20 protein-coding genes are annotated in these 22,336 nt (G+C 65.4%); 11 read left to right on the forward strand and 9 right to left on the reverse strand.

Features of this window, described 5'->3' with window-relative positions; all coding sequences use genetic code 11:
* Nucleotides 1–62 precede the first annotated feature (62 nt).
* Together MKI84_RS03105 and speB are read right to left on the reverse strand one after the other, a co-directional pair.
* Entirely contained in the window at nucleotides 63–818 is a 756-nt protein-coding gene (locus tag MKI84_RS03105; RefSeq protein WP_241616477.1) for a hypothetical protein, read from the reverse strand.
* A gap of 174 nt (nucleotides 819–992) precedes the next feature.
* Entirely contained in the window at nucleotides 993–2,045 is a 1,053-nt protein-coding gene (gene speB / locus MKI84_RS03110; protein ID WP_241616478.1) for an agmatinase, read from the reverse strand.
* Between the two features lie 192 nt (nucleotides 2,046–2,237).
* On the opposite strand from speB, the gene recA reads away from it, so the two are divergent.
* The 3 genes from recA to MKI84_RS03125 all read left to right on the forward strand — a co-directional run bounded on the left by recA (nucleotide 2,238) and on the right by MKI84_RS03125 (nucleotide 8,020).
* Nucleotides 2,238–3,311 (forward strand): recombinase RecA, encoded by a 1,074-nt coding sequence (gene recA / locus MKI84_RS03115; RefSeq protein ID WP_241616479.1) that lies wholly within the window; start codon nucleotides 2,238–2,240, stop codon nucleotides 3,309–3,311.
* A gap of 188 nt (nucleotides 3,312–3,499) precedes the next feature.
* Nucleotides 3,500–6,154, forward strand: a complete 2,655-nt coding sequence (gene alaS / locus MKI84_RS03120) for an alanine--tRNA ligase (protein ID WP_241616480.1) — start codon at nucleotides 3,500–3,502, stop codon at nucleotides 6,152–6,154.
* 612 nt (nucleotides 6,155–6,766) lie between these two features.
* Nucleotides 6,767–8,020 (forward strand): cyclic nucleotide-gated ion channel, encoded by a 1,254-nt coding sequence (locus tag MKI84_RS03125; protein ID WP_241616481.1) that lies wholly within the window; start codon nucleotides 6,767–6,769, stop codon nucleotides 8,018–8,020.
* A 90-nt stretch (nucleotides 8,021–8,110) separates the two neighbouring features.
* Here MKI84_RS03125 and MKI84_RS03130 read toward each other — a convergent pair whose 3' ends face one another.
* A complete protein-coding gene (locus tag MKI84_RS03130; RefSeq protein ID WP_241616482.1) occupies nucleotides 8,111–9,322 on the reverse strand; it encodes an NADP-dependent isocitrate dehydrogenase in 1,212 nt (403 codons plus the stop codon).
* 268 nt (nucleotides 9,323–9,590) lie between these two features.
* Between MKI84_RS03130 and MKI84_RS03135 the strand changes: the two genes are divergently transcribed.
* The 6 genes from MKI84_RS03135 (at nucleotide 9,591) to MKI84_RS03160 (ending at nucleotide 16,202) form a co-directional block, all read left to right on the forward strand.
* A complete protein-coding gene (locus tag MKI84_RS03135; protein ID WP_241616483.1) occupies nucleotides 9,591–10,430 on the forward strand; it encodes an RNA methyltransferase in 840 nt (279 codons plus the stop codon).
* Nucleotides 10,431–10,554: 124 nt separating this feature from the next.
* Nucleotides 10,555–11,406 carry a glutamate racemase gene (gene murI, locus MKI84_RS03140; protein WP_241616484.1) on the forward strand — a complete coding sequence of 284 codons (852 nt, stop codon included), beginning with the start codon at nucleotides 10,555–10,557 and terminating at the stop codon, nucleotides 11,404–11,406.
* 97 nt (nucleotides 11,407–11,503) lie between these two features.
* Entirely contained in the window at nucleotides 11,504–12,763 is a 1,260-nt protein-coding gene (locus MKI84_RS03145; RefSeq protein ID WP_425353784.1) for a lytic murein transglycosylase, read from the forward strand.
* A 482-nt stretch (nucleotides 12,764–13,245) separates the two neighbouring features.
* Nucleotides 13,246–14,559: an oxalate/formate MFS antiporter gene (gene oxlT, locus MKI84_RS03150; protein WP_241616485.1), complete on the forward strand. Its 1,314-nt coding sequence runs from the start codon at nucleotides 13,246–13,248 to the stop codon at nucleotides 14,557–14,559.
* 205 nt (nucleotides 14,560–14,764) lie between these two features.
* Nucleotides 14,765–15,382 carry a 30S ribosomal protein S4 gene (gene rpsD, locus MKI84_RS03155; RefSeq protein ID WP_241616486.1) on the forward strand — a complete coding sequence of 206 codons (618 nt, stop codon included), beginning with the start codon at nucleotides 14,765–14,767 and terminating at the stop codon, nucleotides 15,380–15,382.
* 103 nt (nucleotides 15,383–15,485) lie between these two features.
* A complete protein-coding gene (locus MKI84_RS03160) occupies nucleotides 15,486–16,202 on the forward strand; it encodes a hypothetical protein (protein ID WP_241616487.1) in 717 nt (238 codons plus the stop codon).
* A gap of 75 nt (nucleotides 16,203–16,277) precedes the next feature.
* Here MKI84_RS03160 and grxD read toward each other — a convergent pair whose 3' ends face one another.
* The 6 genes from grxD to purC form a co-directional block, all read right to left on the reverse strand.
* Complete coding sequence (grxD, locus tag MKI84_RS03165; RefSeq protein WP_241616530.1) at nucleotides 16,278–16,619, reverse strand: Grx4 family monothiol glutaredoxin; 342 nt, start codon at nucleotides 16,617–16,619, stop codon at nucleotides 16,278–16,280.
* A 43-nt stretch (nucleotides 16,620–16,662) separates the two neighbouring features.
* Nucleotides 16,663–16,896, reverse strand: a complete 234-nt coding sequence (locus MKI84_RS03170; RefSeq protein ID WP_241616488.1) for a BolA family protein — start codon at nucleotides 16,894–16,896, stop codon at nucleotides 16,663–16,665.
* 19 nt (nucleotides 16,897–16,915) lie between these two features.
* Nucleotides 16,916–19,123 (reverse strand): phosphoribosylformylglycinamidine synthase subunit PurL, encoded by a 2,208-nt coding sequence (gene purL, locus MKI84_RS03175; protein WP_241616489.1) that lies wholly within the window; start codon nucleotides 19,121–19,123, stop codon nucleotides 16,916–16,918.
* Between the two features lie 55 nt (nucleotides 19,124–19,178).
* Nucleotides 19,179–19,877, reverse strand: coding sequence for a phosphoribosylformylglycinamidine synthase subunit PurQ (purQ, locus tag MKI84_RS03180; protein WP_241616490.1), 699 nt, complete (start codon nucleotides 19,875–19,877; stop codon nucleotides 19,179–19,181).
* A gap of 4 nt (nucleotides 19,878–19,881) precedes the next feature.
* Nucleotides 19,882–20,124, reverse strand: coding sequence for a phosphoribosylformylglycinamidine synthase subunit PurS (gene purS / locus MKI84_RS03185; protein ID WP_241616491.1), 243 nt, complete (start codon nucleotides 20,122–20,124; stop codon nucleotides 19,882–19,884).
* Nucleotides 20,125–20,261: 137 nt separating this feature from the next.
* A complete protein-coding gene (purC, locus tag MKI84_RS03190) occupies nucleotides 20,262–21,071 on the reverse strand; it encodes a phosphoribosylaminoimidazolesuccinocarboxamide synthase (RefSeq protein WP_241616492.1) in 810 nt (269 codons plus the stop codon).
* Nucleotides 21,072–21,358: 287 nt separating this feature from the next.
* On the opposite strand from purC, the gene MKI84_RS03195 reads away from it, so the two are divergent.
* Complete coding sequence (locus MKI84_RS03195) at nucleotides 21,359–21,682, forward strand: DUF1476 domain-containing protein (RefSeq protein WP_241616493.1); 324 nt, start codon at nucleotides 21,359–21,361, stop codon at nucleotides 21,680–21,682.
* Nucleotides 21,683–21,979: 297 nt separating this feature from the next.
* A partial coding sequence (locus MKI84_RS03200; RefSeq protein WP_241616494.1) for an SH3 domain-containing protein occupies nucleotides 21,980–22,336 on the forward strand: 357 nt, incomplete at its 3' end.

Genomic DNA, 22,336 nt, shown 5'->3' on the forward strand with positions numbered 1-22,336 from the left:
TCGCCACATGAAAAAGCCGGGCATGAGCCCGGCTTTTGTCGTCTGACCCGGCGTTGCGGCGATCAGCGCGGGCGCATCGCTCCGGCGCGCAGGAAAGAGGGCGGCGGCGTCTGCGACAGGCGCGACGCCTCCGTTGCGGGCTTGCGCGGAGCGGACGCAGGAGCCGGCTGCGGGGCAGGGGCCGACGCGAACGGCTTGGCTGAGGGACGGGCCTCGGCGCCCGCCTTGGCGGTCACGGTGCCGGTGGCAGCCGAACGGGCGGCAAGTCCGGGAAGCTGCGCCTTGGCCAGCTGTGAGCCCTTGGCGAGCTGCGCGGTGAGCGGCAGGTCCGGCGCCGGGGGCACCGCGCGCGAGGCAGACGGGTTGATGGAGAGCTCTCGGCGCAGCTTGGCCCAGGTTTCCGCGAGCGCCGACGGGTCCCAGCTCGGCTCGGCATCGTCGATCTTCCAGCTTTCCGAGCTGGCGGGCGGCGGCGCGCGCGGGGCTTCCGGCGCCACCTCGCGGGCCGCGGCCGTCGCCACCGGAGCGGCCTCAGGCTGAGCGGCTGGCGCGGCCACCGGCGAGGCCTGGACCACCGGCTGAACCTGAGCCTGAACGGGCTGGACGGCGGCCTGGGCCTCCGCCACGATCGGCTGGAACGCGATCCGCACGCCCCATTTGCCGGCTTCCCATTCGTTGATCGCCCACATCAGCGCTGCGCCGATACCTGCACCGGCCGCGACATCCGCAAGCGTGACGCCAGGAACGATTGCGAGATACAGGGCGCACAGGGCAGCCACCCCGACATAGCACGCAGGTGCACGCCATTTCGATTGCATGTCACTATTCCCAGCCATTTTTTACAACATAGCTGATTCGTGGGAATCTCAACGCGTTAGACGAGAGAAACCATGCAAAAAACCTACCTCGCCAAGTCGTCGCGAATCGCGTTTGCGAACTGTTCAAAGGTTAATTGAAGGTTAATATTTGGAGGTGGTGGGCGCGCACCGCTCTCACCCGCCCCGGCGCGCCTTCATCGCTGTCACCGCCATGCAGAACAGCTCGAACAGCACCTGTGCGGCGGCGTGGGCCGTGTTTGTGGTCGCATCATATTGCGGCGCGACTTCAACCACATCGCCACCAATCACATCCAGCCCATTGAGTCCGCGAAGAATTTCCAGAACCTCACGCGAGGTGAGCCCGCCGATTTCCGGCGTGCCCGTGCCCGGCGCGAAGGCCGGATCGAGGCTGTCGACGTCGAAGGAGACATAGACCGGGCCGTTGCCGAGCACCTCCCGCGCCTTTTCGATGATCGCCGGAATGCCGAGCCCGGTGACTTCCTCGGCATGGATCACCGTCATGCCGCTCTCATAGGAAAATTCCCACAGGAACTCCGCCCCGCCGCGAATGCCGATCTGGATGGTGCGCTCGGGATCGAGCGTGCCGTCCAGCACCGCCTTGCGGAACGGCCCGCCATGGTGAAACTTCGAGCCCTCATAGATGCCGCTGGTATCGCAATGGGCGTCGATGTGCAGCATGCCCACGGGCCGCGCGGCGCCGACCGCCTTCAGGATCGAGCCGGTGATGGAGTGATCGCCCCCGACGCTGAGCGGGATGACGCCGGCCGCGACCACCTTGGCAAAGAACGCCTCAATATCGGCGTGACAGGTCTCGAGGTTGAACCGGCTGGCAAAGGGCACGTCGCCAATATCGGCGATGGCCGCCTCGGCGGCCGGCACCATGCCGAGCACATGTTCGTAAGGCCCGATGCGCTCGATGGCGCGGACCGCGCGCGGACCGAGCCGGGCGCCGGCGCGATTGGTGACGCCGAGGTCCATCGGCACGCCGATCAGCGCCATGTCCAGCCCGCCGAAATCCGGCGTGTCCTGCAACTCCGGGCGATAGGGCGCGCCGAGCAGCGTGGCGGCATTGGCCCAGGGCCACACGCGCCGGTCGCCCTTGAACTGCAGCTCGGCCACGCGCTTGAAGGCGGGATCGAAGATCACCGAGCCGGACACATCGGCATATTTGGCCCGCAGCCGGGCCAGCTTCTCATCATTCGACATGGGATTCTCGCAAAACGGGCGGCAGGCGGGGACATGCATGATTGGTACCGTGCTTTGCGCCGCCGAACGAGCCCGACATTCTGCGGGATTCAAAAAGAACAGATTGCGAACATGGAACAAAACATGTACGTTTAATCATCCTCAGTCCGACAAATCCATTGGCACCCCTTGCGTGCAACCCGGAGCCCGGCAATGACTCAATCCACGTTGCGACTCGTCGAAGGAACTTCAATGGACAAGACCAAGGCGCTGGATGCCGCGCTGAGCCAGATCGAGCGGGCCTTTGGCAAGGGCTCGATCATGCGCCTGGGCAAGAATGACAAGGTTCTCGAGATCGAGACCGTGTCGACCGGCTCGCTCGGCCTTGATATCGCGCTCGGCGTCGGCGGTCTGCCGCGCGGCCGTGTCGTGGAGATTTTCGGGCCGGAATCCTCGGGCAAGACCACGCTGGCGCTCCATACCATCGCGGAAGCGCAGAAGAAGGGCGGGGTGTGTGCCTTCATCGACGCCGAGCACGCGCTTGACCCGATCTATGCGCGCAAGCTCGGCGTGGACCTCGACGGACTGCTGATCTCGCAGCCCGACGCCGGCGAGCAGGCGCTGGAGATTGCCGATACGCTGGTGCGCTCCGGTGCCGTCGACGTGCTGGTGGTGGATTCGGTGGCGGCTCTGACCCCGCGCGCCGAACTCGATGGTGAGATGGGCGATTCCCAGCCGGGTATGCAGGCGCGCCTGATGAGCCAGGCGCTGCGCAAGCTCACCGCCTCGATCAGCCGCTCCAACACGATGGTCATCTTCATCAACCAGATCCGCATGAAGATCGGCGTGATGTATGGCAGCCCGGAGACGACGACCGGCGGCAATGCGCTGAAATTCTATGCTTCGGTCCGTCTCGACATCCGCCGCATCGGCTCGATCAAGGAGCGCGACGAGGTGGTGGGCAACCAGACCCGCGTGAAGGTGGTCAAGAACAAGCTGGCGCCTCCTTTCAAGCAGGTCGAGTTCGACATCATGTATGGCGAGGGCGTCTCGAAGATGGGCGAATTGATCGATCTCGGCATCAAGGCTGGGGTGGTCGAGAAGTCCGGCGCCTGGTTTTCGCACGACAACCAGCGGCTGGGGCAGGGGCGTGAGAATGCCAAGAACTTCCTGCGTCAGAACCCGGAAGTGGCCAATCGCATCGAGGCGACCATACGGCAGAATGCCGGCCTGATCGCCGAGCAGATTCTGGCGGGTTCGAATGAAGGGGAAGACGAGGCGGAGTGACCCCTCCGGCTCGGTTCGCGCGACAGGTGACCGGGTAGGCGCTCCCTGCGCCGATCCGGCTTCGCCCGCCCCGCTCAACGGGCGGGAAGCATTCTGGACAAGCTATTTGAGCGCCGTTAGAACCGGTGGCGCGCGTTTGGGCGCGTCCCGGCGGCAACGTCGGCTGTTTGGAGTTGGCGGACGAATTCATGAGCGGCGTTAACGAGATACGTGCGACCTTTCTCGATTATTTTGCGAAGAATGGTCATCAGGTGGTCGAATCTTCGCCGCTTGTCCCGCGCAACGATCCGACATTGATGTTCACCAATGCCGGCATGGTGCAGTTCAAGAATGTTTTCACCGGGGTTGAGAAGCGGCCCTACCAGCGCGCGGCGACGTCGCAGAAGTGTGTCCGTGCGGGCGGCAAGCATAACGATCTCGACAATGTCGGCTACACGGCGCGTCATCATACGTTCTTTGAAATGCTGGGGAATTTTTCCTTCGGTGACTATTTCAAGGAGAACGCGATCGAGTTCGCCTGGAAGCTGATCACCCGGGAATTCGAGCTGCCGGTCGACCGTCTCCTGGTCACCGTCTATCACGAGGATGACGAGGCGTTCTCGCTATGGAAGCGGATCGCCGGGCTGCCGGATGAGAAGATCATCCGCATCGCCACCTCTGACAATTTCTGGCAGATGGGCGATACGGGCCCGTGCGGCCCGTGCTCGGAGATCTTCTTTGATCACGGCCCCCACATTCCCGGTGGCCCTCCCGGCTCGCCGGACGAGGATGGCGACCGCTTCATCGAGATCTGGAATCTCGTCTTTATGCAGTTCGAGCAGATGGCCGGCGGCGAGCGCGTAAACCTGCCCCGTCCGTCCATCGACACCGGCATGGGGCTTGAGCGCATTTCCGCGGTGCTCCAGGGCACGCACGACAATTACGAGATCGACCTGATGCGCGCCTTGATCGGCGCGGTCGAGGAAATGACCAATGTCGAGGCCAACGGGCCGCGCAAGGCCAGCCATCGGGTGATTGCCGACCATCTGCGCGCCGCGACCTTCCTGGTCGCCGACGGGGTCCTGCCCTCCAATGAGGGCCGCGGCTATGTGCTGCGCCGCATCATGCGCCGGGCCATGCGCCACGCCCAGCTTCTGGGCGCGCAGGATCCACTGATGTACCGTCTCGTTCCGGTATTGGTGCGCGAGATGGGCCGTGCCTATCCCGAGATCGTTCGCGCGGAAGCACTGGTCTCCGAGACGCTGCGCCTGGAGGAAACCCGCTTCCGCAAGACGCTGGAGCGCGGCCTGTCGATCCTTGAGACCGAGAGCGAAGGCCTGTCGGCCGGCGCCAAGTTCTCCGGCGACACCGCGTTCAAACTCTACGACACCTATGGCTTCCCGCTCGATCTGACAGAGGACGCGCTGCGCACTCGTGGCATCTCGGTCGACGAGACCGCTTTCAATGCCGCCATGGAACGCCAGCGCGCCGATGCGCGCGCCTCTTGGGCCGGTTCGGGTGAAGCCGCGACCGACACGGTGTGGTTCGGGGTGCGCGAGGAGGTCGGGGCGACCGAGTTTCTCGGCTATGAGACCGAGACCGCGGAGGGTGCGGTAACGGCTCTGGTTACGGAGGGCGCGCGCGCCACGACCCTGGCGGCGGGTTCGCGTGGCCTGGTCGTCCTCAACCAGACCCCGTTCTATGGCGAATCCGGCGGCCAGGTCGGCGATACCGGGCGGATGACCGGCGAGGACGGTCTGAGCGTTCGCGTGATCGGCACCCAGAAGAAACTGGGCGACATTTTTGTCCACGAAGTCGAGGTCGAGACCGGCACCCTCGCCATCGGTACGCCTCTGGCGCTGACGGTCGATGCGAGGCGGCGTTCTGCGATTCGCGGCAACCATTCAGCCACCCATCTGCTGCACGAGGCGCTGCGTCGTGTGCTCGGCGATCATGTCGCGCAGAAGGGCTCGCTCGTGGCGCCGGACCGGCTGCGCTTCGATTTCAGCCATCCCAAGCCGTTGTCCGAGGACGAACTGGAGCGGGTCGAGGATCTGGCGAACCGGGTCGTGCTGCGCAACGAGCCTGTCGTGACCCGGCTTATGGCGGTCGACGAGGCGATCGAATCGGGCGCGCGCGCCCTGTTCGGCGAGAAATATGGTGAGGAGGTCCGCGTGGTCTCCATGGGCACCGGGCCGGACAATGGCGCGCCCTATTCCGTGGAATTGTGCGGCGGCACCCATGTCGCGCGGACCGGGGACATCGGTATCGTCACCGTGCTGGGCGAGAGTGCGGTCGGCGCCGGCGTGCGCCGCATCGAGGCGATGACAGGCGATGCCGCACGTCATCACCTTTCCCAGGAAAGCCGCGCGTTTCATGCGGCGGCGGGTCTGCTCAAGGCGCCGGTCGCCGATGTCGGCGAGCGCATCGCGGCGCTGGTCGAGGAGCGGCGCCGGCTGGAACGCGAACTCGGCGACGTCAAACGGCAGCTTGCCTTCGGCGGCGGCAGCAGCTCGGCGGCGCCCGACATCATGACGGTGAACGGCATCAGCTATCTGCCGATCGCGGTCAGCGGCGTCGACGCAAAGGACATGAAGCCGATCGCCGACGAGGCCAAGAAGCGGGTCGGTTCCGGGGTGGTGGCCATCGTCAACACCGCGCCGGACGGCAAGGGCGTGCTGGTCGTCGGCGTGACGGCCGACCTTACGGCCCGCTTCGACGCGGTGGCGCTGGTACGTCGGGGCGCCGAGGCGCTGGGCGGCAAGGGCGGCGGCGGCCGGCCCGACATGGCGCAGGCCGGTGGCCCGGATGGCGCGCGCGCGGCCGAAGCCCTCGCGGCTGTTGAAAGCGCCCTGGCCGGCTAGCCGGCGGGGCGCGGGACGCGGATATCCCGCGCCTTGCAGCGTTTCATGGTGCTGGAAATACGCGTGGCAGGCCGGCGCTCGCTGCTGCGCTGGCCGGCGCTGAAGCGAGGCGCCGCGGGTGATCGCGCCGCTTCGGCAGGTACGGCTGGCGGCACGGCAGGGAACGGCAATGTGGGGCGCGGCTCCAATTCCAGGTCGAGCCTTCTTGCCGCGATCTGCCGGTCACCGGCACGGATAGGGGCGGGAAACGCCGCGCGGGAGTTTCGCCGTGGCTGCCCCGTCGCCCGCGCCAGGAGCGATGATCGCGTCGGCGAGGTCATTCCCGCTCCGGCCGTTGCCGGGAGAGGCGCCGACGGGGCGGGCAGGGGGAAGCGCTGCGCACGACACCGCGACGCGGTTCGTCCGCTCGGGACCCTCGATCCCTCTGGCGTTCCGCCGCGACCTCAGACGTAATGCGCGCGGACGGCGCAGTCGTGAACCCGCCGTCGTTGAGAGACCGGCCGCGACCGCCATGACCGACATGTGGCATGGAAGGCCCGGCGGCGATCGGGGCCATGCCGCAAGCGGTGAGTCGCACCGGGATCGGGCGTCGGGGATGAGGGAGCGGCCGGTATGACAACGCGTGGCCAGAATACGGGCTGGCTTTCGGCGTCGTGGCGGCGACAGCAGCGGCGGCGCTGCTATCAGGTGCTGGAGCGCGACGCGGTACAGGACCGCACGGCCGAAATCGTCAATCTCGGGCTCATCGTTCTCATCGTCGCAAATGTGGTCTTCGCGGTGCTGGAGACGGTCGAGAGCCTGCTGCTGCGCGAGATGCTGCTGTTTCGCGCCTTCGAGATGTTCTCGCTCGTTGTCTTCGCGGTCGAGTATCTGGCGCGCATCTGGGTCGCGCCGGAAAACCCGCGCTATCGCGGGCTGTCGGCGCGGCGTGCGCGCTGGCGCCATCTGTGGACCCCGGCCGCGATCATCGACCTCCTGGCGTGGATGCCTTTCCTGATTTCGATGATGATGGGCATCAATTTGCGCACGCTCGCCATTCTGCGGCTGCTGCGCTTCGTGAAGCTGGCGCGGTATTCGCCGGGCATGCAGTCGCTGCTGGAGGTACTGCGTTCGGAATCGCAGTCGCTTCTGGCCTGCTTCTGGCTGCTGGCCGGCGCCGTGCTGCTCTCCGCCTCGGCGATGTATGTGGCGGAAGGCCATGTCCAGCCCGACCATCTGGGCTCGATCCCCGCCGCCATGTGGTGGTCGATGGCGACCGTGACCACGGTCGGCTATGGCGACGTCTATCCGGTCACCGTGCCGGGACGCATCATTGCCGGGCTCACCATGCTCTCGGGCATCATCATGATCGCCCTGCCGGTCGGCATCATTGCGACCGCTTTTGTGGAAGTGATCAAGCGGCGCGATTTCATCATCACCTGGGGCATGGTCGCGCGCGTGCCTCTGTTCGCCGATCTCGATGCGGCCGGCATCGGGGAGATTCACCGTGCGCTGTCCGCCCACACCGCCCATGCCGGCGAGGTGATCGTGCGGCGCGGCGAGGAGGCGACTTCGATGTATTTCATCGCCTCGGGCGAGGTGGAGCTGGAATTCGCCGACGAGACCGTCACGCTCTCGGAAGGCCAGTTTTTCGGTGAGATGGCGCTGCTGCATGTGGCGCGGCGCGCGGCGACGGCGCGGGCACGCAAGCGCTCGATGCTTCTGGTGCTGGACTCCACCGATCTCGCGGACATCATGCGGCGCCATCCGCAGATCCGGGCGGGCATCCAGGCGGTGTCGCGCAATACGGACGGCCCGCAGCCGGTCAGCCGGCGCACCGATATTGCCGGCGACGAACTGCCCGACAGCGACGACGGCCCGAAATGAAAAGCAAACGGGCCGGAAGCGTAGCTCCCGGCCCGTCGGCCGACTCGATGCGAGGGCAGGGTGCCCGGCCCGCGACGGCCGGGCGCGCCGTCAGCTCAGCGCCTTGCTGAGATTGTCGGAAACCTTGTCGAGGAAGCCGGTGGTGGACAGCCACTTCTGGTCGGCGCCAACCAGCAGCGCAAGGTCCTTGGTCATGTAGCCGCTCTCGACGGTGTCGACGCAGACCTTCTCCAGCGTGTTGGCGAAGGCGGCGAGGTCGGCATTGTCGTCAAGCTTGGCGCGATGGGCGAGGCCGCGGGTCCAGGCGAAGATGGAGGCGATGGAGTTGGTCGAGGTCTCCTTGCCCTTCTGGTGCTCGCGGTAATGGCGCGTGACGGTGCCGTGGGCGGCTTCGGCCTCGACCGTCTGACCATCCGGCGTCATCAGCACCGAGGTCATCAGGCCGAGCGAACCGAAGCCCTGCGCCACGATGTCGGACTGCACGTCGCCGTCATAGTTCTTGCAGGCCCAGACATAGCCGCCGGACCATTTGAGGGCGGAGGCCACCATGTCGTCGATCAGGCGGTGCTCGTACCAGATCTTGCGCTTCTCGAACTCGGCCTTGAACTCGGCTTCGTAGATCTCCTGGAAGATGTCCTTGAAGCGGCCGTCATACTGCTTGAGGATCGTGTTCTTCGTGGAGAGATAGACCGGATAGTTGCGGATCAGGCCGTAGTTCAGCGAGGCGCGCGCGAACTCGATGATGGATTCGTCGATGTTGTACATCGCCATGGCGACGCCGGAGCCCGGCGACTTGTAGACCTCGTGCTCGATCACCGCGCCGTCCTCGCCGACGAACTTGATGGTGAGCGTGCCCTTGCCGGGGAACTTGAAGTCGGTGGCGCGGTACTGGTCGCCGAAGGCGTGGCGGCCGACGATGATCGGCTGGGTCCAGCCCGGAACGAGGCGCGGCACGTTCTTGGCGATGATCGGCTCGCGGAAGATGACGCCGCCAAGGATGTTGCGGATCGTGCCGTTCGGCGAGCGCCACATCTTCTTGAGGTTGAACTCCTTCACGCGGGCCTCGTCCGGCGTGATGGTCGCGCATTTCACGCCGACGCCCACCCGCTTGATGGCGTGGGCGGCGTCGATCGTCACCTGGTCCTCGGTGGCATCGCGATTCTCGACACTCAGATCGTAATATTCGAGATCGATGTCGAGATAGGGGTGGATCAGCTTGTCCTTGATGTACTGCCAGATGATGCGGGTCATCTCGTCGCCGTCGAGTTCGACGACCGGATTCGCGACCTTGATCTTCGCCATGGAATTATAACCCTCGCACGGAACGGATGTCGTAATGGGGCCGCGGCACCCTCCGCGCGGAAATGCCTGCCCGCGTGGAATATGCCGGTGCGCGGTGATAGCGCGCCGCGTGCTCAAGTGAAAGCACGCAGCAGGCCAACTTTCGGGGCAATGCGCGGCTTATGCCGTACGCTCCGGTGCCTCTGTGGTGCAACCACGCTTCGCAAGCGGACCGGCGGGGGGTATACGAGCCGCTTTGCCTTTCCACCTTGCTTGCGGAGCGCAATTCATGCCGGGCGCCGGAACAGACAGCACCAAGCCCTGGCCCGAGGGCGGGCCGGTCGTGATCCTCGTCGAGCCGCAGCTTGGCGAGAATATCGGCTCGGCGGTGCGCGCCATGGGCAATTTCGGGGTGTCGCGGCTGCGGATCGTCAATCCGCGCGAGGGCTGGCCCAATCCGAAAGCGGTGACCTTCGCATCGGGCGCCGACCGCATTCTGGAGAATGCCGAGCTGTTTCCCGATGTGCGCTCGGCGATCGCCGACCTGTCCTTCGTCGCGGCCACGACGGCGCGCGAACGCGGCATGCAGAAGCCGGTGCTCGGCGCCGACCTGCTCGCCGGCGAGATCGTCGCGCGCACGCTGGCGGGCAACGAGGTCGGGCTGCTGTTCGGCCGCGAGCGCACCGGGCTCTATACCGACGAGGTGTCGCTCGCCGACGTCATCGTGACCCTTCCGGTCAACCCGGCCTTCGCCTCGCTCAATCTCGGCATGGCGGTTGCCGTGGTGTGCTACGAATGGTTCAAGCTCACCACCGGCGGCGCGCTGCCCTTCGCCCAGCCGGATCGCTACCAGATGGCGGACAAGGGCGACCTGCTGGCCTTCTTCGACCATGTGGAGCGCGAGCTGGAAGCGGCGGCGTTCTTCCGCTCCAAGGAAAAGCAGCCCTCCACCACCCGCAACATCCGCGACATCTTCCACCGGGTCGGGCTGACGCGACAGGACATCGCCACGCTGCACGGCATGGTCACGGCACTGGTGGAGGGCAGGGCGCTGCGCGAGGCCCGCACCAGGGCGCGGCTGAGCGGCAAGGCGGCCGGAGCTGTGGAAACCGGCGAAGGCGAAGGATAGACGTCTCAACCTTCCGTTCACCAAACTGGGCCACACTCCCGCCGGGGATGGAGGTCAACAGATGAGCACAGAGATGTCATCCGTTTCCGGTTACGGTCAGGCTCACTCCTTTGGACCGCCAGTCGTGTCGCCTCTCACTCCGGGCCATGGCCCTGCCACCGCGCTGCGCGCGCCCACCATACTGGTCTTCGATTCGGGCCTCGGCGGGCTGTCGGTATTCCGCGAGCTGGCGCGAACCCGGCCTGACGCCCGCTTCATCTATGCCGCCGACGATGCCGGCTTTCCCTATGGCCCGCTCGCCGAGCCCGAGCTGACCGCGCGCGTGCTCGCCGTGGTCGGCGCGCTGATCGCGCGGCTGGCGCCCGATGCCGTGGTGATCGCCTGCAACACCGCTTCGACCGCCGTGCTGCCGGCGCTGCGGGCGCGCTACGCCATTCCCTTCGTCGGCACGGTTCCGGCCATCAAGCCCGCCTGCGAGAGCTCGCTGACGCGGCAGGTGAGCGTGCTGGCGACGCCGGGCACGGTGCGCCGCGACTATACGCAGGCGCTGATCCGCGATTTCGCGGGCAACTGCCGGGTGACGCTGATCGGATCCACCCGCCTCGCGCCGCTGGCCGAAGCCGCCATGGCCGGCGAATCTGTGCCGGACGAGGCGTTCGCGCAGGAGATCGCGCCGTGCTTCGTGCGTGAGGGACGCGCGCGCACCGATACGGTGGTGCTGGCCTGCACCCATTATCCGCTGGTGCTCGACCGGCTGGAACGGGCCGCGCCCTGGCCGGTGCGCTGGGTCGATCCCGCGCCCGCCATCGCGCGGCGCATGGGCTCGCTGCTCGGCCCTGTCGCCTTTGCCGCCAGCCCGATGCCGCTTCGGCTGTTCTCGACCGGCGCGCCGCTCGACGCGGCGATGGTGGAGCGGCTCACCGGCCGCAAGGCGCGTGCCGGCGAGATCGTCTCGCTGGATCCAGCCGTCGCGTGACGGCCGGCGAGGTGACGCGAGGCCTTGCCTGCGTCATGATCGCTTGTCAGCATGCCGTAGCGGCACGAGCGCCGATAACAGGGAGCATGCCCGCGCCGTGAGTGCCTTTCGGTCCGATCGTTCCGGCGATGCCCACCCCTTGACCCGCCGCGCCTTTATCGGCGGCGCGGGCGTCCTTCTGTTCGGCGTCCCGGCAGCGGGCGCGCAGACCGCGGCGCAGCCGTTCGATTCCTGGGTCGCCACGTTCCGGGCGCGAGCCCGCGCGCGCGGCATCACCGATCAGGTCTATGACCGGGTGATGCGCGGGCTGGAGCCCGACACCTCGGTCTATGCGAGAGACCGCGCGCAGCCGGAGTTCCGCGAACAGCTCTGGCAATATCTCAACCGTCGCATTTCGGAATGGCGCATCGTCACCGGACAAGCCGCGCTGAAGAAGAACGCCGCCCTGCTGAAGCGGCTGGAGAAGGATTTCGGCGTCGAGGCGGATGTGCTGCTCGGCCTGTGGGGCATGGAGAGCGCCTTCGGCGAACTCGTCGATGATCCCGATCACATGCGCCCGGTCTTCCCCTCGCTCGCAGCGCTGGCCTGGGGCGAGCCGCGACGGCGCAAATATTGGGAGACCGAGCTGCTCAATGCCCTGGCCATCGTGCAGCGCGGCTGGGGCGAGCCGGACGGCATGCTCGGCTCCTGGGCCGGTGCCATGGGCCACACCCAGTGGATGCCGGAAGTCTGGCTCAATCTCGGCATCGACTATGACGGCGACGGCCGGGTCTCGCCCTATGAGGTGGGCGATGCGCTGGCCGGCAGCTCGCGCTATCTCATCAAGCGCGGCGGCTATCAGCGCGGCCTGCCGTGGGGCTTCGAGGTCGTGATGCCGGCCTCGGCCGCGAAGGCGGCGGACGCCAAGACCATTCGCACCGTCGAGGACTGGGGCAAGCTCGGCATCAGGCCGGTGGAAGGCGGCGGCTTCTCCCATCCCAAGGCCCGCACGCGGCTGTGGGCGCCCACGGGTGCGGAGGGACCGTGCTTCCTGCTGACACAGAATTTCTTCGCCGTGCGGTCCTATAACCCCTCGATGAACTACGCCCTCGCGGTCTGCCATCTCGGCGACCGGGTGCTGGGCTCGCCGGGATTCGTTACGCCGTTTCCCGGTGGCGAGCGCGCGCTCACCCTGGCGGAGGTTCAGGAAGTGCAGAAGCGCCTGACGCGCGCGGGATTCGATACCGGCGGCGTCGATGGACGGGTCGGCAACATGACCATGCGCGCGGTGCGCGACTTCCAGAAGAAGACGGGAATCGCCCCGGCAGACGGCTATGCCAGCCTCGATGTACTGAACGCGCTGCGCGGCGCGCGCTGAACCCGCCAGCTTTCGCCGCGCGACTGCGTACTAGAGCGCCCCCGATTTCCAGTTGTTCCGACCGCCGGCCCGCCACCGAGTGAGCGATGCTGCGTCATATGACGCAAGGATGTCGCCGGCCTTTTCGTGCGGACGAGAAATACATTCTCTAACATCAGCCGAGAGACACAACGTAATCAACACCTATAACCTAATTTTTATTAGCTTCTACTTTCAATATTCGTCCGATGAATATTCTGTAACGTGACGATACGTAAGCGTATTTGGCACGTTATTTGACGTGCATATTGAAAATACATAATATCTAAAAGGTTTGATCGTTACCGAGGGTAAGGTTTACTTGAGGTAATGATGCCTGCCGCTCCCCCATAAACATTGGCAGGGCATCGCCTTCATTCCGGCCGGGCGGCCAGACGCCCGTCAGAACCGTAAGCGGCCGCACAGAAGAGCCGCGTGTTACGAACAGGTCGAGGAAGACAAAGATGAACAAGAATGATGTCGCGATGCGTCCGTGGGAACCGTGGGTTCAGCTCGGATGCGGCATTCTCTGCATGGCGATGATCGCCAATCTTCAATATGGCTGGACGCTGTTCGTCGATCCGATCGACGCCAAGCACCAGTGGGGCCGGGCGGCGATCCAGACCGCCTTCACCATCTTCGTGCTGACCGAGACCTGGCTAGTGCCGATCGAGGCCTGGTTCGTCGACCGCTACGGCCCGCGGATCGTGCTCTCCTTCGGTGCGGTGATGATCGCACTGGCCTGGATCGTCAATTCCTACGCCGCCTCGCTGCCCATGCTCTATCTTGGCGCGGTGCTCGGCGGCATTGGTGCCGGCTCGGTCTACGGCACCTGCGTCGGCAATGCGCTGAAGTGGTTTCCCTACCGGCGCGGCCTCGCCGCCGGTGCCACGGCGGCCGGCTTCGGCGCCGGCGCGGCGCTGACCGTGGTGCCGATCGCCAACGTCATCGCCAACTCCGGCTATGAGACCGCCTTCTTCTGGTTCGGCATCGGGCAGGGCATCATCGTTCTGATCGCCGCCCAGTTCCTTTATCCGCCCCGCCAGAAGATCGCCCCGCCCAAGAAGGCCATCAGCCTGCCGCAGACCAAGGTCGATTATCCCCCGAGCAAGACGCTCTCCAAGCCGGTGTTCTGGCTGCTCTACCTGATGTTCGTCATGGTCGCGTCTGGCGGCCTGATGGCTGCGGCGCAGATCGGCCCGATCGCCCACGATCTCGGCGTCGCCGACGTGCCGGTCAACCTGCTGGGGCTTCAGGCCGTGGCGCTGACGCTGGCGATCTCGCTGGATCGCATCTTCGACGGCTTCGGCCGGCCGATCTTCGGCTATGTCTCGGACCGGATCGGGCGTGAGAACACCATGTTCATCGCCTTCGGCACCGCCGCGGTCATGCTGCTGCTGCTGGTCTATCACGGCTCGAACCCGCTGGTGTTCGTCCTGGCTACGGCGTGCTTCTTCGGCGTGTTCGGCGAAATATACAGCCTGTTCCCTGCGACCTGCGGCGACACGTTCGGCTCGAAATTCGCCGCCACCAATGCCGGCATGCTCTATACCGCCAAGGGCACGGCGGCGTTGCTGGTGCCGTTGGCGAGCGTCGTGGCGGCCGCCTATGGCTGGTACGCGGTGTTCGCCATTGCCGTCGGCCTCAACGCCACGGCGGCGCTGCTGGCGCTGTTCGTGCTGAAGCCGGTGCGCGGCGCCTTCATGGCGCGCGGCGAAGAGCCGGCCGCGCAGGGAGCCGGCCTGGCCGCCTCCTCGCACGGTGGCGCGGCGGGCTGAGCCCGGCAAGCTGCATGCGCGCTTGACCTTTGTGGCCGGCGCGCGTATGCACCCGATCACTCGCGGGGCTGGCAACGGCCCCGCGATATGTTTCACGCACCCGTGGTGCCGGTCGGCGCGTTCGATCGGAGCCTGTCATTGGTCCTTGTGGCCAAAGAGGAGGGGGCGCGATCCAACCCGCAACCTTGCGAAGAGGACCAGCGCAATGAGCAAGCGCGTTTCGGCCAAGCACAAGCTTGACCGCCGTATGGGCGAGAATATCTGGGGTCGCCCGAAGAGCCCCATCAACAAGCGTGAATATGGCCCCGGCCAGCACGGCCAGCGCCGCAAGGGCAAGCTGTCCGACTTCGGCGTGCAGCTGCGCGCCAAGCAAAAGCTGAAGGGCTACTACGCCTCGATCGGCGAGAAGCAGTTCCACGCCATCTATGTGGAAGCCTCGCGCCTCAAGGGCGACACCGGCGCCAACCTGATCGGCCTCCTCGAGTGCCGTCTGGACGCCGTGGTGTACCGCGCCAAGTTCGTTCCCACCGTGTTCGCCGCCCGCCAGTTCGTGAGCCACGGCCACATCAAGGTGAACGGCCACCGCGTCAACATCCCGAGCTACAAGGTGAAGGTCGGCGACGTGGTCGAGGTGAAGGAAGCCTCCCGCCAGCTGGTCCTGGTTCTCGAAGCCGTCGCCTCCGGCGAGCGCGACGTGCCGGACTATCTTGAGGTCGATCACTCCAAGATGACCGCCAAGTATGTCCGCACCCCGGACCTCAACGAGGTGCCGTACCCGGTGGTGATGGAACCGAACCTCGTGGTCGAATACTATTCGCGCTGATCCGGCAACGGATCGCGACAGACGGAAAAGCCGCCCTTTCGGGCGGCTTTTTTGTTGTGCGATACAAGCTGGCCAAACTTCACGTACCATAACGGGAACCACCATGAGGAACGACGAAATGTTCCGGGGGCAGCTTCCCAGAATTTATGAACTCAGCGATCTGATCGCGACACCGGCACCCGCAGGCGCGTATTTCCACAACCTCAACGCGTCGCTGGCCGCAATCCCCCAGAAACTGAAGCAGTATCGGGATATCGAAGCGGAATTGCAGGTTCTTGATTATGATGCGTGGGCCTGTCTCAAGGCAAAGGTCGAACCGGACTTGAAAAGAAAGGATGCTCTACGCGCTTGGGAGCAGGCCTTTAATACGCTTAATGAGGCCAAGGGTTACAAATACCTCGTTAGCGCTGGCTACTCCGACATTCGCTTCATCCCTGTATCCGGACAGAGCACCCCTGATCTGGAGGCGTTTGAGGGAAGTCGGAGAATTCTATGTGAGGTGAAAACGATCAACAGGTCCGATCAGCAGAGAGAGACGTTCGCTAGGAATGAGGTCTTTGACGTGGTGGACCAATTAGACGAGGGATTTTTCACGAAGCTAGAATGTTCTTTGAACAATGCTGCGAAGCAAATGCGGGCTTATTGTTCCGAGGCTGATACTCGGCGCATCGCCTACGTCATCATAAACCTCGACGATATTTTGCATGAGTATGCGGATCGCTATCGAGTTCAGCTGGAGTCATTTTTGGTCAGCAAGAAGCCATCTGACATAGAAGTGGTGTGGGACATCAAGCCGCCATTCTACACTTCGCAACTCTAACCAACGGTCGCGCTCTCATGAAAAAAGCCGCCCCGAGAGGCGGCTTTCTCATATCGTAGTGGTACAGCGACCACCTCAGGCCGTCGCCTTGCCCATCACCGGGACGCCCTTTTCTTCCAGCAGCGTCTGCAGCTCGCCGGCCTGGAACATCTCGCGCACGATATCGCAGCCGCCGATGAACTCGCCCTTGACGAAGATCTGCGGGATGGTGGGCCAGTTGGTGTATTCCTTGATGCCGGTGCGCATCTCGTCGGAATCAAGAACGTTGATGCCCTTATAGTCGACGCCGAGATGGTTCAGGATCTGTGCGACCTGGCCGGAGAACCCGCACATCGGAAACTGCGGCGTGCCCTTCATGAAGACCACGACGTCGTTGCTCTTCACCTGGCTGTCAATGAAATCATGGATGCTCATGATGGAACCCTTGAGAAATACGGCTGACGGCTGCTTTCAGCCGCGTTCATTCCGGTACATTGGTCTGTAGGGCCAGGGCATGCAAGATGCCGCCCATCTGGCCCTGAAGCGCGGCATAGACCATCTGGTGCTGCTGCACCCGGCTCTTTCCGCGAAAGCTCTCGCACGTCACCGTGGCGGCATAATGATTGCCGTCGCCGGCGAGATCGCGGATCGAGACGTCCGCGTCGGGAAGGCCCTGCTTGATCAGCCGCTCGATCTCGGCCGCTTCCATCGCCATAAGTCAGTGCTCCCTCACATCAAAAGCCGGCGCCCATATAGATCGGCAACCACGCCTCGTGACGCTCACGCAGCGCATCCACGATAATTGGGCGCTCGCCCGGGATATTCAATCGGTCGGAGCCGGTTACGCCGAGCTTTGCCACCGTGATGCCGGCAGTTTCCGCGCGCTTGAGCACGAGCGCCTTGGCGTGGGCCACCGTCACGATGTAGCGCGCCTGGTCCTCGCCGAACCAGAAGGCGTGCGGCACCATGCCGGCGGGCGGGGCGACGAGCGTCGCGCCGATGCCCGACGCCATCGCCATCTCGGCCACGGCGACCAGAAGGCCGCCATCGGAGACGTCATGCACCGCGGTGACGAGACCTTCCTCGATCAGCGTGCGCACGAAATCGCCATGCTTGCGCTCCAGCGCGAGGTCGACCGGGGGCGGGGCGCCATCCTCGCGGTCGAGAATCTCCGAGAGGAAGGCCGACTGGCCAAGCCAGCCCGTGGTGGCGCCGATGACGAGGATGGTCTCGCCATCGTCCTTGAACGCCAGCGTCGCCGTCTTCGCGACATCGGCCACCACGCCGACGCCGCCAATGGTCGGGGTCGGCAGGATCGCGCGGCCGTTGGTCTCGTTGTAGAGGCTGACATTGCCGGAAACGACCGGGAAATCGAGCGCCAGCGCTGCCGCACCGATACCGCGCAGGCAGCCGACGAGCTGGCCCATGATCTCGGGCCGCTCGGGATTGCCGAAGTTGAGATTGTCGGTCAGCGCCAGCGGCTTGCCGCCGACGGCGGTGATGTTGCGCCACACTTCCGCGACCGCCTGCTTGCCGCCCTCGAACGGATCGGCCTCACAATAGCGCGGGGTGACGTCGCAGGCCATGACCAGCCCCTTCGGGCCATCCTCGACACGCACCACGGCCGCGTCGCCGCCGGGGCGCTGCACGGTGTTGTTGAGGATCAGGTGGTCGTATTGTTCCCAGATCCAGCGCTTGGAGGCGAAGTCCGGCGAGCCGAGCAGCCGCTCCAGCGCGCCGGGAACAGTGGCGGAAATCTCCAGCGAGGCGGGATCGACATTCTGCTGCTTGGGCGTCTCGACCCACGGGCGATCATAGAGCGGGGCCTCGTCGCCCAGTTCCTTGATCGGCAGATCGGCCTTCACTTCGCCCTTGTGCTTGACCACGAAGCGCAGCGTGTCGGTGGTGCGCCCGACAATGGCGAAGTCGAGACCCCATTTGCGGAAGATCGCCTCGGCCTGCGCTTCCTTGCCGGGCGCGATCACCATGAGCATGCGCTCCTGGCTCTCGGAGAGCATCATCTCATAGGCGCTCATGCCCGCCTCGCGGCAGGGCAGCTTGTCGAGGTCCAGCTCGATGCCGAGGTCGCCCTTGGCGCCCATCTCGACCGCCGAGCAGGTGAGGCCGGCCGCGCCCATGTCCTGGATCGCGACCACGCAGCCCGCTTCCATGATTTCGAGGCAGGCTTCCAGCAGCAGCTTCTCGGCGAAGGGGTCGCCGACCTGCACGGTGGGGCGCTTCTCCTCCGCGCCCTCGCCGAACTCGGCCGAGGCCATGGTGGCGCCGTGGATGCCGTCGCGTCCGGTCTTGGAGCCGAGATAGACCACGGGCAGGCCGACGCCGGTCGCCTTGGCGTAGAAGATCTTGTCGGCGTCCGCGAGGCCGACCGCCATGGCGTTGACCAGGCAATTGCCGTCATAGCGCGTGTGGAAGCCCACGAGGCCGCCGACGGTCGGCACGCCGAAGGAATTGCCATAGCCGCCGATGCCCGCCACCACGCCGGCGACGAGGTGCCGCGTGCGCGGATGCTTGGGGTCGCCGAAGCGCAGCGCGTTCAGCGCCGCGATCGGGCGCGCGCCCATGGTGAAAACGTCGCGCAGAATGCCGCCGACACCCGTGCCCGCGCCCTGATAGGGCTCGATATAGGACGGGTGGTTGTGGCTCTCCATCTTGAACACGGCGGCCTGCCCGTCGCCGATGTCGATCACGCCGGCATTCTCGCCGGGGCCCTGGATCACCCAGGGCGCCTTGGTCGGCAGGCCCTTCAGGTGCAGGCGCGAGGACTTGTAGGAACAGTGTTCGTTCCACATCGCCGAGAAGATGCCGAGCTCGGTGAAGCTGGGCTCCCGCCCGATCAGCGTGAGAATGCGCTCATACTCGTCGGGCTTGAGCCCATGGTCGGCGACGAGCTGGGGAGTGATCTTCGGTTCAAGGGAGGTCATGCGAGGGCCGTCATTCCGTTTCGCGTCATGCGGGGCAGGGCGGTGAGCGCGGGGCTCACGCCTTTTCCAGCACGCCGGCAATGCTCTCGAACAGGCCGCGCCCGTCGGTCGGGCCGAGCAGCGGGTCGACATGGTTTTCGGGGTGCGGCATCAGGCCGAGCACGTTCAGCTTTTCCGAGGCGATGCCGGCGATGGAATTGGCCGCGCCGTTCAGCACCTGCGTGTCGTCGCGCCGGCCGTCCGCGGTGACATAGCGGAAGATCACCCGCCCATCGCCTTCCAGCTGCTTGAGCGTTTCGGCATCGGCGGCGTAGTTGCCCTCGCCATGCGCCACCGGGTAGCGCACCACGGCGCCCTTGGCGTATTTGCGGGTGAACGGGGTATCGGTGCGCTCGACCTTCAACAGCGCCTCGCGGCAGACGAAGCGCAGCCGGGCATTGCGCACCAGCACGCCCGGCAGCAGGCCGCTTTCGCACAGGATCTGGAAGCCGTTGCAGATGCCGAGCACCAGGCCGCCGCGCGCGGCGTGGGCGCGCACCGCGTCCATGATCGAGGCGCGGGCCGCGATGGCGCCGCAGCGCAGATAGTCGCCATAGGAAAAGCCGCCGGGCAGCACCACGAGGTCGGTGCCGGTCGGAAGCTCGGTCTCGGCGTGCCAGACCAGGCTGACGCGGCTGCCGGAGACGTTCTCCAGCGCGCGCTTGGCGTCACCCTCGCGATTGGAGCCGGGGAAGACGAGGACGGCGGATTTCATCGGCCTAACCCACGAACTCGATGCGGTAGCTTTCGATCACCGTATTGGCGAGCAGCTTCTCGCACGCGTCCTTCAGCGTGGCTTCGGCGCGGACCTTGTCGTCGCCGTCGAGTTCGACGTCGAAGACCTTGCCCTGCCGAACGCTGGCAACACCGGGCACGCCGAGCGAGCGCAGCGCGCCTTCAATGGCTTTGCCCTGCGGGTCGAGCACGGCGGATTTGAGGGTGACGAGAACGCGCGCCTTCATGGGTCAGCTCTTTGCATCGCTTTGCGACGGGCCGCCGGAAACCTTTCGGGCATCCAGCCACCCGCATCGGGTGTCAGAAACGTAAAGCGGGGGCTCAACGCCCCCGCCTAGCATTGCGCCGCGTGCGGCTCAACGGCTCATTTCTCCGGCTCGGACTTCACCAGCACCGGGCCGCCGGTCGGGGACCGCTCGTTCTCGGACATGATGCCGAGACGACGCGCGACCTCAGAATAGGCTTCGACCAGCCCGCCCATGTCGCGGCGGAAGCGGTCCTTGTCGAGCTTGTCGTTCGACTTGATGTCCCACAGCCGGCACGAATCCGGGCTGATCTCGTCGGCGACGACGATGCGCATCATGTCGTTTTCCCACAGCCGCCCGCATTCCATCTTGAAATCGACGAGACGGATGCCGACGCCGAGGAACAGGCCCGAGAGGAAATCGTTGACGCGGATCGCGAGCGCGATGATGTCGTCGATCTCCTGGGTCGTCGCCCAGCCGAACGCCGTGATGTGCTCTTCCGACACCATCGGGTCGTTGAGCTGGTCGTTCTTGTAGTAGAACTCGATGATCGAGCGCGGGAGCTGCGTGCCTTCCTCGATGCCGAGGCGGGTCGACAGCGAGCCGGCGGCAACGTTGCGCACCACGACTTCGAGCGGAATGATCTCCACTTCGCGGATGAGCTGCTCGCGCATGTTCAGCCGCTTGATGAAGTGGGTGGGAACACCGATCTCGTTCAGCTTCAGGAAGACATATTCCGAGATGCGGTTGTTCAGCACGCCTTTGCCGTCGATGACGTCGTGTTTCTTCGCGTTGAACGCGGTGGCGTCATCCTTGAAGTGCTGGATCAAAGTGCCGGGCTCAGGACCTTCATACAGGACCTTCGCCTTACCTTCGTAAATGCGGCGGCGGCGGCTCATGGGGGGGTACCGTCGGTTGAGGAAATCCATTGATGCCGGGGCTCCGGTGTTGCTGGTCCACGGCTGGGTGCTTCGGGCGCATGCGAACGAGGCGCGCTTTGTCGATTCGTATCGCGTTGCACCTGTACCCGCGCGGACACTAGCCGATTGGCGAAGCGGATACAAACGGGATGGCGCGCAACGCGGCCGCGCGTGCCGCGCAACCCCGCGCCCGGCGTCACATTGACGTAGCGGGCACCTGAGCGCTTCGGCGACGTTGATTTGGGGGCGGGCTCGCGATAATCAAGCCCGCGACCAGTCATGCACGAGGGCGAGACATGAGCACGTTCGATAATCGTGAAGATGCCTTTGAAGCCAAGTTCGCGCATGATGCGACCCTGCGCTTCAAGGCGAGCGCCCGCCGCAACCGCGCGCTGGGCCTGTGGGCGGCCGACAAGCTCGGCCTGTCCGGCGACGAGGCCGCGGCCTACGCCAAGTCCCTGATCGAGGCGGATCTCGAAGAAGCCGGCGACGAAGACGTGTTCCGGAAGGTTAAGGCGGATTTCGACGCCAAGGGCGTCGATATTTCCGAGCATCGCATCCGGCGCACGATGGAAGAGCTGCTGCTCGACGCCATCGCGAGCCTGAAGGCGGAAGGCTGAGCCTGCGGCCGCGCGTCCATCACGGCCGGGCAACGGCTGAAGGACGCCAGCCAAGCGCTTGATATATCAAAGAAAACGGTCGGGAACCCGCAGAGGTCGCCCGACCGTCGGCGTTGAGGCGCGGCCACCGTCCGGCGGCGATGGTCGCATCGCCGGGCACGCATGGCACGTCCGTGGCGCGGACGCAGCGTCGGCCCACGTCCTGATGTTTCAGTGATTCGGGTTGCACCTTGGCAACCATCTTTGCGGCATTTGATTGCCGTCAACCCCAAGAAAGGGCAAGCGTGAGGATGGCTGATGCTGCGCGCCATGGCGCAGGTCGGCGACGAGGAGGACCGTATGAGGTTCACGACATCCTTCGCGCTGTCCGCCGGGCTGGTTCTGGCCGGCACGATGCAGGCCGCGGCCGTGCCCGCGACGACGACGGCGAATGTGAATGTGCGCTCCGGACCCGGGGCGCGCTACAGCGTCGTTGCGTCACTGCCAGCCGGATCTTCCGTCGATATTCTCGGGTGCACCGGCAGCTGGTGCCAGACGCAATACGGCTATGTCAGCGCCCGCCTCGTGTCGCAGGGCGCGCTGTATGCCGGCGCGCAGCCGGCCGCCGCCCGCGCCTATGGCGCGCCGAACTACGCGCTGGCCTCGCCCGGCACC

Source organism: Ancylobacter gelatini, assembly GCF_022601675.1.
GTDB lineage: Bacteria > Pseudomonadota > Alphaproteobacteria > Rhizobiales > Xanthobacteraceae > Ancylobacter > Ancylobacter gelatini.